This window comes from Chryseobacterium turcicum (assembly GCF_021010565.1).
In the GTDB taxonomy this organism is placed as follows: domain Bacteria; phylum Bacteroidota; class Bacteroidia; order Flavobacteriales; family Weeksellaceae; genus Chryseobacterium; species Chryseobacterium turcicum.
The window spans coordinates 2,450,716-2,464,723 of sequence record NZ_JAJNAY010000001.1; the positions used below are offsets into that span (position 1 = coordinate 2,450,716).

13 protein-coding genes are annotated in these 14,008 nt (G+C 34.0%); 9 read left to right on the forward strand and 4 right to left on the reverse strand.

Annotation, left to right across the window (positions count from 1 at the left end):
- Positions 1-9: 9 nt before the first annotated feature.
- Positions 10-462 carry an alpha/beta fold hydrolase gene (locus LO744_RS11130; protein ID WP_230669334.1) on the reverse strand — a complete coding sequence of 151 codons (453 nt, stop codon included), beginning with the start codon at positions 460-462 and terminating at the stop codon, positions 10-12.
- A gap of 572 nt (positions 463-1,034) precedes the next feature.
- Here LO744_RS11130 and LO744_RS11135 point away from each other — a divergent pair.
- The 9 genes from LO744_RS11135 (at position 1,035) to LO744_RS11175 (ending at position 10,639) form a co-directional block, all read left to right on the forward strand.
- Positions 1,035-1,322, forward strand: coding sequence for a hypothetical protein (locus tag LO744_RS11135; protein ID WP_230669335.1), 288 nt, complete (start codon positions 1,035-1,037; stop codon positions 1,320-1,322).
- 91 nt (positions 1,323-1,413) lie between these two features.
- Entirely contained in the window at positions 1,414-1,695 is a 282-nt protein-coding gene (locus LO744_RS11140; RefSeq protein ID WP_230669336.1) for a hypothetical protein, read from the forward strand.
- A gap of 115 nt (positions 1,696-1,810) precedes the next feature.
- On the forward strand, positions 1,811-2,419 hold the full coding sequence (locus LO744_RS11145) for a hypothetical protein (RefSeq protein ID WP_230669337.1): 609 nt from the start codon (positions 1,811-1,813) through the stop codon (positions 2,417-2,419).
- Between the two features lie 131 nt (positions 2,420-2,550).
- Complete coding sequence (locus LO744_RS11150; RefSeq protein WP_230669338.1) at positions 2,551-3,360, forward strand: class I SAM-dependent methyltransferase; 810 nt, start codon at positions 2,551-2,553, stop codon at positions 3,358-3,360.
- Between the two features lie 660 nt (positions 3,361-4,020).
- The gene (locus tag LO744_RS11155; protein ID WP_230669339.1) at positions 4,021-5,175 is read left to right on the forward strand and encodes a porin; all 1,155 of its coding nucleotides are present in this window, start codon (positions 4,021-4,023) and stop codon (positions 5,173-5,175) included.
- A gap of 18 nt (positions 5,176-5,193) precedes the next feature.
- Entirely contained in the window at positions 5,194-6,624 is a 1,431-nt protein-coding gene (locus LO744_RS11160) for an anion permease (RefSeq protein WP_230669340.1), read from the forward strand.
- Between the two features lie 114 nt (positions 6,625-6,738).
- Positions 6,739-7,395 carry a succinate dehydrogenase cytochrome b subunit gene (locus tag LO744_RS11165; RefSeq protein WP_230669341.1) on the forward strand — a complete coding sequence of 219 codons (657 nt, stop codon included), beginning with the start codon at positions 6,739-6,741 and terminating at the stop codon, positions 7,393-7,395.
- Between the two features lie 11 nt (positions 7,396-7,406).
- Positions 7,407-9,323 carry a fumarate reductase/succinate dehydrogenase flavoprotein subunit gene (locus tag LO744_RS11170; protein ID WP_230669342.1) on the forward strand — a complete coding sequence of 639 codons (1,917 nt, stop codon included), beginning with the start codon at positions 7,407-7,409 and terminating at the stop codon, positions 9,321-9,323.
- A gap of 566 nt (positions 9,324-9,889) precedes the next feature.
- Positions 9,890-10,639: a succinate dehydrogenase/fumarate reductase iron-sulfur subunit gene (locus LO744_RS11175; protein ID WP_230669343.1), complete on the forward strand. Its 750-nt coding sequence runs from the start codon at positions 9,890-9,892 to the stop codon at positions 10,637-10,639.
- Positions 10,640-10,654: 15 nt separating this feature from the next.
- Here the strand turns inward: LO744_RS11175 and LO744_RS11180 are convergent, their stop codons facing one another.
- The 3 genes from LO744_RS11180 to LO744_RS11190 are packed head-to-tail and all read right to left on the reverse strand — an operon-like array spanning position 10,655 to position 13,996.
- Positions 10,655-11,800, reverse strand: a complete 1,146-nt coding sequence (locus LO744_RS11180) for an ABC transporter permease (protein WP_230669344.1) — start codon at positions 11,798-11,800, stop codon at positions 10,655-10,657.
- Positions 11,797-12,963: an ABC transporter permease gene (locus LO744_RS11185; protein ID WP_230669345.1), complete on the reverse strand. Its 1,167-nt coding sequence runs from the start codon at positions 12,961-12,963 to the stop codon at positions 11,797-11,799. Before LO744_RS11185 ends, LO744_RS11180 begins: the two co-directional genes overlap by 4 nt.
- A gap of 34 nt (positions 12,964-12,997) precedes the next feature.
- Positions 12,998-13,996 (reverse strand): HlyD family secretion protein, encoded by a 999-nt coding sequence (locus LO744_RS11190; protein WP_230669346.1) that lies wholly within the window; start codon positions 13,994-13,996, stop codon positions 12,998-13,000.
- Positions 13,997-14,008 lie beyond the last annotated feature (12 nt).

A 14,008-nucleotide genomic window follows, 5' to 3' on the forward strand; every position in this document is an offset into this window, starting at 1 on the left:
AATTGCTTTTTATGACAACGACATCACCAATGCATCATTATCATTTAAATCAGGGCAAAAAGCTTGTTGAAACTCATCATATTTTATCCATAAAAAACCTTTGTTATCTGGTGCAATACTTTCTCCACCAGAAGTAGACCGTTTTGCCAATAAACTCCCTAAACTTTCTCCTTCATCAGGTGCAAAAGCGGCTACATACACCAAGCCTACCACTTTATCATGGTTTCCCGCTGCAGTAATCACAGCACCACCATAAGAGTGCCCAACCAACAAAACTTTTCCATCCTGAGCATCAATTAAATCTTTGGTTTTTTGAACATCATCCGCTAAAGAAGTTAAAGGATTTTGAACTGCACGAACTTTATATCCCGCATTGACTAAACTTGGAATAACACCCTTCCAATGAGAGCCATCTCCCCAAGCACCGTGTACTAAAATAATCGTCAAATCTCTGTTTTCCATTGTATTAAATTTTATTGGTTAGTAATGATTTCGTTGAGTATAATCAGTTTACCTATTAATTTAGACTTATTTTATGCGATTTTATTCAAGGATTTCGGCTTCATAATGTCTAAAGATTTTATAAAACTAATTTTAAATTCTACAAAAGCATCTTAGCTAAATTAAGTAAAAAAGTAAAACAAATGGTTTTTGAATTATCTTTCTCAAAGATGAGAAGGCGTAAGGTTTTCCTGATAATTATAGTTTCGATTTTACTTTTTGTGATATCAAATTTTTGTACATCAATTTCCTTTTTTTTAATGTCATGTTCAAAAAATGAGAAGCTATATCATCAAAATAGTAGATATTTATGTTGTCGGATTTGGTAATTGTGATTCACCTAACCAAATTGTAAGAGATATCGTTGACGTTGAAAGATTCACAAAAATAAAAAGATATATATACTTGTTAAAGTCAAATTAGAAAAAACCTAATGCTAAAAATAGGAAGTACTACTCTATTTTGATTAACTTGGCTTTATTGAAAAAAAATCAGCTAAAATTCCTTTTAGACAAGCTTAACACTGTAATTATATGAATCAAAACCGTAAAGAAACCGCTTGGAAGAAAAATAGAAAATTTGGAGACATTTATGGTGGACGTGCGCACTTAAAATGTGCTGATGGAATTTTTAAAAAACTACACAATCTTTTACCTCCAAATGAAGGAGAAGTAACCCCAATTTTCATTATTGAAAATACTTCAAGAGACTTTTATTTCCCTGTTACAATTGATGAAATTAAAGAAACACTGACAAAACTTCCAACATCACATACTAAATATTTAACCCATATTTGGCTAGATAAAGTTAAAAAAAACTGAATATCTGAAAAGAGAAACTGTACAAGGAGAGTTTATTTATGGAAGTAAAGTATTTCTGATAAAACTTTACGCAGTTCCTATAAATAATAGAATGCTTTTCGGTCAGATTAAACCAACGTCAAAGCAATTAAGTTTCTATAAACAATATTGTACAGATTTATGTCACGACAAAAATGGTTGGTACTTGCAATGGACAAATGAAAGTTATAAAAAATATTACCTTGAAAAATTGCTTTTACATGAAATTGGTCATTGTGTAGATTACTTCTATCAAAGGTATTGGAGCAAAGCAAATCTAAAACAAGTTGAAGATTTCGCAGATAATTATGCAGTAATCTGGAGTAATAAAATTAAACAAATTATTGGTGAATAAAAACTTTGCATCCTAGAATTTAAAATATAAACCTCAACTTTAATCATTGCTCATTCATTTAATTTCACATCCCCATTTCTGACGAAAAACAATCTCTAAATTCCGTAAAAAGTTTATGTCAACAGCACATCAAAAAATCTTAGAAGAAAAATTCACAGCCTATATCATTAAATATATTTCTCCAAATTTTGTTGATGGGATTTATCTTATTTGGTTTACTGATAATGATTCTGAAAGTACAGACAAATTACTAACGTTAAAAAATGGAAGAATTTTTTCATCAAAAAAGATAGAAAATATTAAAGATGAAATTATTAATCTTAAACATGAAATTGACAATTACGAACGATTCATTATTTGGCTAAATGACGATAGTAATCTTGAGTCAATTGAAGATAATTTTTATGACACTAAATTTCTTTTGAATCAAATCGAGCAAAATAATTTTCCAATTGATAGTATTGAACTTTTTGCAAACTACATTAATCTTTTTGGAGATTATGCGAGACAAAACGAAAAAAACAATTATTTGTTAGAATTTGAAAATAATTCAACGATAAAACAATTATGGAATTATTATTACGAAGCTATCTTTTGGCCTAGATTTTATAATAAAGTAGATTTTGAAAGCACACAACTTCCATTTCTAGATATAAATAAATCAGAATTACACATACGACTTTCAGAAATCATTACCGAACTTGATAATAAGATTCATTCCTAAACATCCTTTTAACATAGTATTTAATAAGAGAATTAATTGAAAAGTATTAAAAAACAAATAGATTTCTATTTGTTTTCCTCAAAATTCCATAATTTTAATATATTTGAGGCTTAAAAATATCTCACACCATTATGAATCCTGAAAATAATTATATAGAAATAAATAAACATTCTTGGAACAACAGAACCGACACTCATTTAAACTCTGATTTTTACAATCTGGAAGGTTTTTTAAAAGGAGAAACTTCTTTAAATCCTATCGAATTGGAAATACTTGGAGATATAAAAGGTAAATCTGTACTGCATTTACAATGTCATTTTGGGCAAGATACAATTTCATTAAGCAGGCTTGGTGCAGATATTACGGGCGTAGACTTATCTGATAAAGCGATTGCAAGTGCTCAAAAAATCGCAGAAGAAACCAACTCCACTGCCCAGTTTATTTGTTGCGACTTATACGATTTAGAAAATCATTTAGACAAACAATTCGACATTGTTTTTACGAGTTATGGTACGATAACCTGGCTTCCAGACTTAGACAAATGGGGAAAACTAATTTCTAAATTTTTAAAACCTAACGGGAAATTTGTTTTTGTTGAATTCCATCCTGTTGTCTGGATGTTTGACGATAATTTCGAAAAAATTGGTTATAATTATTTTAATGTAGAACCTATTGTAGAAACAGAAAATGGTACTTATGCAGACAAAGAGGCCAACATTTCGCAATCCTATGTTACTTGGAATCACAGCTTGAGTGAGGTAGTAAGCAGCCTGATTAATAATGGCCTTGAAATTCTTCAATTTCAAGAGTATGATTATTCTCCGTATAATGTTTTTAGTAATATGATAGAATTTGAGCATAAAAAATTCAGAATAGAACATTTGGGCAGTAAGATTCCAATGCTTTATTCTATTGTTGCAAAAAATAAAAAAACGGAATAGAAAGATATCAATTTACTCTAATATTTGATTCTTTACAATAACACTTTATAATTGAAAATTTCAAATTTCTAAAATTTTCATAGTTCAAAAACACAAAAGCCTTTCACATCGAAAGGCTTTTTAAGTTCGATTTAAATCTTATTTAATTAGATTAAAATTCCGATTTTCATCATATTATTGTATGTATTAACTTCATGTCTACAGTGAATAATCACAATGCAAAATTACGCGCTGTGTTCTAATAAAGACTGTGTCCATAGTAAAGAATGGTGTATCCGTTTTGAGAGAATTTGGTGAAACATTATTTCACTTGTTTCTAATTATCTCTTCCGATTGTTTCTGTTTTTTAGATATCTGTAAGTAATTACAAATATATTAAGTATTTTAAAACTAAGGCTTTCTAAAAAAGAGAGAAGGTTTCTGTTGCAATTTCATCTAAATATCATTTATTAGAAACATATTATTTACTTCTCAATAGAATCTGGAGAAATATTTTTGAAATAAAACTCGGTTCGAGATTTACAGGATTAATTTTAATTTAAAATTAATCCTAATAATGTGATTATTAACATTTATTTTCTTATTTTTAACTTAATTTAACAATCGTGTTTATTCTAAAATAGATTGCTAAAAAACCATACACCAACAAAAATAATAAAAATGAATACTTTTTTACTCTTAAAAAAGCATCTGCTTTTATACTTTACACTCCTTAGTGTTATAGTTACCGCTCAAGTACCCGACACTTTAACGACTCAATCCGAAGATTTAGTAAAGTATCCTCAAATCCAAATTAAAGGACTTTTTCAGGCGCGTTATTTAGTCGGAATGAAAAATGATGTGGATGTCAACGGATTGCATCACACAGATGGCTCTGGGACAAATAATAATTTCATGCTGAAATACATGAGAATTCAGGTTCGTGCACAAATCAGCAAACGGACCGAAGTTGTCGCATTAGCCAATCTTGCAGACTTTAAAAATGACCCAAAATCAAGAGTTCTTGAAAATGCGTATTTAAAATACACGTTCAACTCAAAATTAGCTCTTACAGTTGGGCAATTCAGGCCTTGGTTTGGTATTGAAGAAACCTATCCTATTGACATTATTAAATCTCTGGACTGGTCAAATCAATATACAGAATTTGGAAAATTGGGCTGGACGAGCTTTCAGATTGGAATGTCTGCAACGGGGCAAACTCAGTTGGGAAGTATGCCGTTTCAGTACGCTGTTTCGGTGGTCAATGGAAATGGTAAAAATCAGGTGAATGATAATAACGACGGTAAACAATATTCCTCAAGATTGGTTTTTGGTTTGGTTAAAAAGTATAATTTTAATGTTGGTTTAAATGGTGGTATCGGTGATGTTTTCGGAAAGAAAATTTATGCCGTGGGAATCGATTTTAGTTCACTCGTTAATTTCGATTCAAGATGGAGTCTCGATATGCAACTGGAAGGAAAACAGGCAACCAATCATCCTTTATATTTTGCGGTGGCACCAGAGTTAAGGCCTTCAAATCCTGACGAATACCTTATTCGCGGCGCATACTTTCTTCCAAATTTAAGATATGAAGTCAATCATAAAAACCTGAGTGCTTTCGAATTATCTTGCCGTTACGAATATTTAGATACTAATTTTAGATTAAATTCAAATCCTAGACAAACCATTACACCAATGGCTGGTCTGGAATTTCTAAAAAATTACGGTGCTAGAATTCAAGTAGGTATCCAGTTCGACCGCTACAAGCATCAGGTAGAAAATACATCTCAATACAATAATAATTTATTCATAGTTCAGGTACAAAGTAGATTTTAATTCGTAACACTCATTATTATGAAAGAAATTAACATTAAAGCCATTGCAATCACCTTTGCAGTTGCGCTTATCATCTGGTTTATTCCTGCTCCGGAAGGCGTTGCAGAAAATGCGTGGCATCTATTCGCTATTTTTGCAGCGACTATTTTAGGAATTATCCTTAAAGCCGCTCCAATGGGAACGATGTGCATGATGGCTATAGGATTTACCGCTTTAACACAGGTTTTAGCTCCCGGAGAAGCCGGAAAATCAATCACAAAAGCACTCTCAGGATTTGGAGATAAAGTAATCTGGTTGATTGGAATTTCATTTTTTATTGCCAGAGGATTTATTAAAACGGGCTTAGGAAACAGAATTGCTTTTTTATTCATACGAGTTTTCGGAAAAAGTTCTTTGGGTTTAGCATACGGATTGGGATTGGCAGACGTTTGTTTAGCACCTGCAATTCCTAGTAACACTGCAAGAGGTGGCGGAATTATTTATCCGATTATGAAGTCGATGGCGATAAGTTTTGATTCAGTTCCTGATAAACCCGAAACCCATAGAAAATTAGGTTCTTTTTTAACATTGAATAGTTATTACATGAATCTAATTGCTTCTTCCATGTTTTTGACCGGAACAGCAAGCAACCCAATGTGTCAGAAATTCGCAGCCAATTTGGGAATTAATATCACGTGGATGTCTTGGGCAGCCGCAGGTTTTCTCCCAGGATTAGTTGCTTTTTTTGTAGTGCCTTTGGTTTTATACAAATTATATCCGCCTGAATTAAAAAAGACCGGTGATGCTCCGAAAATGGCAGCCCAAAAATTAAAAGAAATGGGTCCTATTTCTAAAAACGAATGGTTAATGCTTTTTGCATTTTTCATTTTATTAGCCCTTTGGATTTTTGGAGGTTCATTATCTATTGATGCAACCACAACGGCTTTCATAGGATTAACCTTGCTTTTATTAACCTCTGTTCTAACTTGGGAAGACGTAAAATCTGAAAAAGGCGCTTGGGACACCATCGTTTGGTTTGCGGTTTTAGTAATGATGGCAAGCTCACTCAACGAGCTAGGTTTCATTGATTGGTTTAGTAATCTTATTAAACTTAAAATCGGTCACATGACATGGACACTCGCTTTCCCTGTAATTATTCTCGTCTATTTCTTTAGTCATTATATTTTTGCAAGTGCAACGGCTCACGTTGCAGCAATGTACGCTGCCTTGTTAAGTGTTGGTGTCGCAGTTGGTATTCCTCCAATGTTATTGGCGATGATGCTTGGGTTTATGGGCTCTATTTACGGTGTTTTGACGCATTACGGTCATGGTCCAGCTCCTGTATTTTTTGGTAGTGGATATGTCGACTTAAAATCTTGGTGGCTAAGAGGTCTCGAAATTGGAATTGTTTTGCTGATTATCTACATGGGAGTCGGCGGACTTTGGATGAAAATTTTAGGGTATTATTAAAATTTCAGCGCTGGAAGATGGAAGCACGAAGCTGATAGTTCATGAAAAATAAATTTAAAACCTCCATTTTCCCTCTTCCAACATCAATCCTCTTTAACAAAAAACAAAAAAAATATGCTGTCTACATTATCAAGAAAAATGCTGATGTGTCTTACAGGATTGTTCCTGAGCTTCTTTCTGTTGATTCATTTCTTGGGGAATCTTCAGCTATTTTTACCACAGGAGCAGGCGCATCTTCAGTTTAATGCCTATTCGCATTTTCTGTCGGGAAATATTGTCATCAAAATTGTTTCTTACGTTTTGTACGCAAGTATTATCCTTCATGCTGTGGATGGTTTAATCATTACTTTAAAAAACAAAAAATCTGGCGCCAATTATCAATCTGATAAACGCGGAAGAGCTAGTAAATGGGCGTCCCGAAATATGGGAATTCTAGGAACACTACTGTTGATTTTCTTAGTCATTCACTTTCAGAACTTCTGGTATGTTTATAAATTCGGGAATCCACCTTTAGACGAAAACGGAAACAAAGATTTATATATTTTGGTCGTAACTGTTTTCAAAGAATGGTGGTATGTGATTATTTATGTTTTGTCGATGATTGCGTTGTGTTATCACTTAATTCATGGGATTTACAGTGCTGTAAGAACATTAGGATTGTATCATCCGAAGTTTATAAAATGGTTTAAAACCATCGGTGTTGCTTATTCAATCATCATCAGTGTAGGATTTGCTTTGATGCCAATTTATGTTTTTTTCACTGCCAAATAAATTGATAAACTATGATTTTAGATTCAAAAATACCGGAAGGGCCTTTAGAACAAAAATGGGATAACTATAAAAAGACAGCCAAATTGGTGAATCCTGCCAACCGAAAAAAATTAGACGTTATCGTTGTCGGAACCGGTTTAGCGGGAAGTTCTATTGCGGCTTCGTTGGGTGAAATGGGATATAATGTAAAATCATTTTGTTTTCAGGACAGCCCGAGAAGAGCTCATTCCGTTGCTGCACAAGGTGGTGTAAACGCTGCTAAAAATTATAAAAACGATGGCGACAGTGTGTACCGAATGTTTGTTGACACGTTAAAAGGCGGCGATTTCAGAGCCCGTGAAGCCAATGTTTACAGAATGGCAGAATGTTCTTTAAACCTTATTGACCAAGCCGTTGCACAAGGCGTTCCTTTTGGCAGAGAATATGGTGGTTATCTGAATAACCGTTCGTTTGGGGGCGTTCAGGTAAGCCGTACGTTTTATGCGAGAGGACAAACGGGTCAACAACTACTTTTAGGCGCTTATCAAGCATTGATGCGACAGGTTGGAAAGAAAAGTGTTCAATTATTTTCAAGACACGAAATGCTCGACTTGGTCATGATTGACGGAAAAGCAAGAGGCATTATCGTAAGAAATTTAGATACCGGAGAAATTGAAAGGCACGCTGCCCACGCTGTAATTTTGGCAACAGGCGGTTATGGTAAAATTTATTATTTATCAACTTTGGCGATGGGCTGCAATGGTTCTGCCATCTGGAGAGCACATAAAAAAGGAGCGTTAATGGCTGCTCCAAGCTGGATTCAGGTGCATCCTACTTCATTACCGCAGTCTGGAGATTATCAGTCAAAATTGACTTTAATGTCTGAATCTTTAAGAAATGACGGCAGAATTTGGGTTCCTCTAAAAGAAAATGAAACCAGAAAAGGCAACGACATTCCCGAAAACGAAAGAGATTACTATCTGGAAAGACGTTATCCAGCTTTTGGAAATTTAGCGCCAAGAGATATTTCGTCAAGGGCAGCCAAAGAAAGAATTGATGCAGGTTTCGGAATCGGACCGTTGAAAAATGCCGTTTATCTTGATTTTTCAAAAGCCATTAACGAACAAGGCAAAGAAAAAATTCAGGAGAAATATGGGAATTTATTCGATATGTATCTTAAAATCACAGGGTATAATGCTTACGAAGAACCGATGATGATTTCGCCTTCTGCACACTTTTCGATGGGCGGACTTTGGGTAGATTATGAATTAATGACCACCATTCCGGGATTATTTGCGCTGGGTGAAGCTAATTTTGCTGACCACGGAGCCAATCGACTGGGTGCAAATTCTTTACTTCAGGCTTCTGTGGATGGATATTTTATAGCACCTTACACCATTGCCAATTATTTGTCTCAAGAAATTCATACTGGAAAAATTTCAACCGACCATGCTGAATTTGATAAAAGTGAAAACAATGTTAAACAACAGATTCAAGGTTTTATAAATATTAATGGCACAAAAACCGTTGATTATTTTCATAAAACATTAGGTAAATTGCTATACGATTATTGTGGATTAGCCCGAAATGAAGAAGGTTTAAAATTTGCCATCGAAGAAATTAAAAAACTGAAACTAGAATTTTATAAAGACGTAAAAGTTTCCGGACAAGGTGATTCTATGAATAATGAATTGGAAAAAGCTGGTCGTGTCGCTGATTATTTTGAAATCGGTGAACTGATGTGTTATGATGCATTAACCAGAAACGAATCTTGCGGAGCGCATTTTCGTGAAGAATATCAAACCGCAGATGGAGAAGCGTTAAGGAATGATGCTGAATTTCAATTCATCTCAGCCTGGGCTTGGAAAGGCGAAAATAGCGAACCGGAATTGATTAAAGAACCGTTAGTTTTCGAAGAAATACAGCCTATTGTAAGAAGTTATAAATAAAGCGTTGATAAAGAATAACTTATTGAACCACAAAAGTTTTTAACACATTAGTTATTTGAAGTTGAATATAAAACCGCAGAAAAGAACACATTAGTTTTAGGAAAATCTTTGATTTTCTTCTTACGTGGTCTTAATATTTTCAAAATAATAAGCTTAAAAACTAAAGTGCTCTAAAGTGTTAAAACAAAAAGTACAAAAGTTTTAACACATTAGTTATTTGAAGTTGAATATAAAACCGCAGAAAAGAACACATTAGTTTAGGAAAATCTTTGATTTTCTTCTTATGTAGTCTTAATATTTTACTAATAATAAACTTAAAAACTAAAGTGCTCTAAAGTGTTAAAACAAAAAGTACAAAAATTTTAACACATTAGTTATTTGAAGTTGAATATAAAACCGCAGAAAAGAACATATTAGTTTAGGAAAATCTTTGATTTTCTTCTTATGTGGTCTTAATATTTAATTAATAAATTTCTTAAATCTCATGTGACTGATGTGTTAAAAATCACAATATTTTATGGTTAAAGGAATATTAATCGTCAATCAGGACTAAAAATAAAGAAATTATGGATTTACACCTAAAAATATGGAGACAGAAAGATAACCAGAGCGCAGGAAAACTGGTAAATTATGATTTAAAAGAACTAAATCCGCATATGTCTTTCCTTGAAATGCTGGATATATTAAATGAAAAATTAATTGTTGAAGGCGATGAACCTGTCGAATTTGACCACGATTGCCGTGAAGGAATTTGCGGGCAATGCGGTGTCATGATTAATGGTTTAGCGCATGGACCTTTAGAAAATACCACAACCTGCCAACTTCATTTACGTTCTTTTAAAGATGGCGAAACCATTGTTATAGAGCCATTCCGTGCTTTGGGATTTCCGCTTAAAAGAGACTTGAAAGTCGACCGTTCTGCCTTTGACCGAATAATTTCTTCAGGTGGTTTTGTTTCAGTTAATACAGGTCAAGCTCCCGATGCAACGGCAATTGCAATCACTCATCAAACTGCGGAAGAAGCCTTTGATTCGGCAGCGTGTATCGGTTGTGGTGCATGTGTCGCGACTTGTAAAAATGGAAGTGCCGCGTTATTTACTTCAGCGAAAATCACCCATATGGCTTTGCTTCCTCAGGGAAAAGAAGAACGAAGCAAGCGTGTTGTAGATATGGTAAACCAAATGGATGCCGAACATTTTGGTCACTGTTCCAACACCGAAGCGTGTGAAGTAGAATGTCCGCAAGGGATTTCGGTATTGAATATCGCCAGAATGAATTATGAGTACAGTCGGGCTTTGTTTTTTAGGAAGAAGTAAAGTCGTTTAAAACGGTTATGTTTTAACTAAATACTTTATTCTAAAGATTAAAAGAAGTTTAAAAACAATCCATAGCACAATTAAGTGGATTACTGAACTGATATTATCGGAAAGTGAACCTCCTGCTTGTACAATTGAAATATAAGTTTTCAAAAATGGAGACGTGGGAAGTGTATCTGATAACATTTGAACAAATTTTGGCAAAGCCTGATAAGGCATAGAATATCCCGTAATCAAAAAAATCGGATACGATGAAAATACCAAAACCTGAAATGCAAAAAGTTTTGTTTTAAAGAAACTGCCAATCAACATTCCAAAAACAATAATGGTTGAAATAAACAATGCCGAAACTACAGCAAGGTCTAAGTAATTCCCTCTAACCTCAACTCCAAAAACTGAAAAATTAACCACCGAAAAAAACAATCCAAAAATCATAAATACAATAAAATACAGCAAGCTTTTTCCAAAAATCATTTTAGAAATACTCTGCTTTGAAACTTGATAAAGATTTAATAGTTTCTTCTCTTCTCTTTCTGACGTAAAAGCTGCTGCAACACCTATTAAAAGTGTTTGCTGTAAAATAATAGCTAATAATCCTGGCAAAAGAAATGAGCCATACGTCATGCTTGAATTATAAAGCGGTCGATAATCCATATTAATCGGATTGGTCATTTTCATAGCCTCGTCCTCTCCCATTCCCTGCTTGTTAAAATATGTTTTTCTAACTCCGGCTCCCACGGTAAGACAAACTTTTGTAGCGGTACTCAGCAAATCGCTCGAAGGTAAAAACCGTGAGGCATTCAAAACCAAATTCACATTTGCTTGCTTCTGCGAAAAAATATTCTTTTCAAAACCTGACTGAATATAAAAATATCCCTGAACATCTCCTTGAAACATCTTTTCCTGAGCTTCAGAAAGATTTGAACTTGGCACAATTTCAATCATTGGGGTTGAGTTTAATTGCTCTGTCAATGTTCTGGAAATAGCAGTTCCATCGTTGTCAATCAATGCCAATCTTACTTTTTCTTCTCCTTTATTCAGATAAATACTACCATACATAAATGCATAAAGAATCGGTGCCAAAAGCAAAATCAGAAACAGACTCGAATCTTTCGATACGTTTCTCAGCTCCCTTTTTAATATTTCTAAAATTTCTTTCATGCCTGATTTTCTTTAAGGTATTGATTGATTTTTTTCTGAAAAAACAGAATACTCAAAGGGAATGTAAGTCCAATAAAAATCAGTAATTTGAAAATTTCCGAACTTGCATAAGACAATGGAAGTTCCATAAAATAAAGCTTTATAAATCCGTCTAAAAAGTGAGTATAAGGCATGATATCCGCATAAAACTGGTCGTACCAAGGCATTGCCCATCTTGGAAATGTAAAACCACTGAAAACAAATGCAGGCGACGTAAAAAACAAAGCAACATCGGTCACAAAAAGAAGGTTGTTAGAAATGGCAGAAAGCATCATTCCAATCCCAATACATGCTAAAGACATTAAGCTGTAAATCAGGAAAAAATTAAAATCGGTTTGCGGTTTTCCCAATTCATAAACTGGAAAAACGATATAAGCAACCAATACAAAAAGTATCCACGAAATACAGAGATGAGCGAACATTTTCCCTACCACAATTTGTGAAGATGATGTCGAAATCTGTAGCAGTTCATCAATTGTATTTCTTTTAAATTCGAGATTTAAAATTAAAACAGAAGCCACTATCAAAGCCATTTGAAGCCCTACTGTTATCAATCCTGGGGTGAGATACAATTGGTAATTGAAATCAGGATTATACAATGTGGTTGTATTTAATTTGATAGGTTGCACCAAAGTATTTGCTTTTTCAGCAGGCATTCCTTGCTTTTCGGCTTTTTGAAGAACAACGGCAAGTCCGCCTTTGATAATTACTCCGGCAGCACCTTTGTAAATCATTTTTGCAGGAACCAAATAAGCGCCGTTGGTGTAAAGTGTAATATTGGATTGATGATTTTTTTTGGCATCAGACTCCAGATTTTTTGGAAAATGTACCGCTCCGAAAATCTTTCCTTCCCGCATTAATTTTTCAATTTCGGCATTGCTGTAAACCGTTTGCGTAAAGTGGATGAACTCATTATGCTCCATCATATCAATCAACGTTCTTGAAACAGAAGATTGGTCTTCATCCCAAACGGCCATTGGAAGCTCTTTTGCAAATTGTTTCTGATAAATAAATCCGTAAAAAAGAAAAATAATAGGCGGAATAACTAACAGAATCACGTAGAAATTAGGAATCGAAAAAATTCGTTTCCATTCTCTAATCATGATTTGGCTGATGATTTTCAATAGTTTTATTTTTTTTGAATTAAGACAATATTTTTTAATCAAAAAGAAGCTGAGCGGTCATTCCTGAACGAAGTCCTTTTATAAAATTCATATTCTCAGGCTTCACTTTTATTCTGAATGTTCTTAGCTCAAATTCTCCATTTTGCTTCTCAGGAACCCAATCTGCATAGCCTAAAGCCGGTGCTAATTCTACCACAACTCCTTTCACTTCTTCCGGTGTACAACCCGGGATTTTAATTTTCACCACACTTCCTTTATCAATTTTGTTCATTTGATTTTGACGAAGATTAAATTTCACGAAAAAAGAATCGTCTTTCTGAATCGTCATCATCGGATATCCTGCATTCACCATTTCACCTTTATTAGAAATCATTGTAGAAATTTTCCCCGAAGCAGGTGCTTTTATAGATGCATTATCTTTAATTTCCTGAGCAAGCTGGTCGGCACTTTTGGCTTGGTTTAAAATTGCCTGAGCTGAGTTTTTAAGTTCCTGATTATTTCCACGCTGCAAAAGCTGTACGTTTAGATTCGCAGTTTCCAGCTCTTTTTGAGCAGCTTTATATTTAAAATAAATAACGTCTCTTTCCTGCCCTGAAACCACCCCTTCAGCATAAAGATTCTGAAAACGAGTGTAGGTTTTATTCATCAAATCCATCTGTTGTTTTGCAATTTGTTGAAGATTTTCTGCAGATTTTAAAATTTCAGGTTCTACTCCACGATTAATCTTATCTAATTGATTCTGAGCAACCGTTACCGCTTCAGAAACCTGCGCCTGAATAGTTTCTATTTCAGAAGTTTTCATTTGAGCAACCACTTGGCCTTCTTTTACATCATCGCCTTCTTTTACCAATAGTTCGACAACTCTTCCCGGCAACGAAGGAGAAACATCCACAAATTCAGCATCTACCATTCCTATTACGTTTTCTGCTTTACTGCTTTCGGATGATTTATTTTTAAACAGGTAAATAAGTGCTATAACCAATACAATAATTGGAATAAAAACGGCCCAGTAATTTTTTATAAAGTTTTTCATCTTGTTAGTAGT

What these genes read in the sequence shown, in the direction of transcription:
- LO744_RS11175 (WP_230669343.1), top strand. Translation starts at nt 9,890, where the DNA reads ATGGATTTACACCTAAAAATATGGAGACAGAAAGATAACCAGAGCGCA.
- LO744_RS11150 (WP_230669338.1), top strand. Translation starts at nt 2,551, where the DNA reads ATGAATCCTGAAAATAATTATATAGAAATAAATAAACATTCTTGGAAC.
- LO744_RS11180 (WP_230669344.1), bottom strand. Translation starts at nt 11,800, where the DNA reads ATGAAAGAAATTTTAGAAATATTAAAAAGGGAGCTGAGAAACGTATCG.
- LO744_RS11140 (WP_230669336.1), top strand. Translation starts at nt 1,414, where the DNA reads ATGCTTTTCGGTCAGATTAAACCAACGTCAAAGCAATTAAGTTTCTAT.
- LO744_RS11190 (WP_230669346.1), bottom strand. Translation starts at nt 13,996, where the DNA reads ATGAAAAACTTTATAAAAAATTACTGGGCCGTTTTTATTCCAATTATT.
- LO744_RS11135 (WP_230669335.1), top strand. Translation starts at nt 1,035, where the DNA reads ATGAATCAAAACCGTAAAGAAACCGCTTGGAAGAAAAATAGAAAATTT.
- LO744_RS11170 (WP_230669342.1), top strand. Translation starts at nt 7,407, where the DNA reads ATGATTTTAGATTCAAAAATACCGGAAGGGCCTTTAGAACAAAAATGG.
- LO744_RS11160 (WP_230669340.1), top strand. Translation starts at nt 5,194, where the DNA reads ATGAAAGAAATTAACATTAAAGCCATTGCAATCACCTTTGCAGTTGCG.
- LO744_RS11130 (WP_230669334.1), bottom strand. Translation starts at nt 462, where the DNA reads ATGGAAAACAGAGATTTGACGATTATTTTAGTACACGGTGCTTGGGGA.
- LO744_RS11165 (WP_230669341.1), top strand. Translation starts at nt 6,739, where the DNA reads ATGCTGTCTACATTATCAAGAAAAATGCTGATGTGTCTTACAGGATTG.
- LO744_RS11145 (WP_230669337.1), top strand. Translation starts at nt 1,811, where the DNA reads ATGTCAACAGCACATCAAAAAATCTTAGAAGAAAAATTCACAGCCTAT.
- LO744_RS11155 (WP_230669339.1), top strand. Translation starts at nt 4,021, where the DNA reads ATGAATACTTTTTTACTCTTAAAAAAGCATCTGCTTTTATACTTTACA.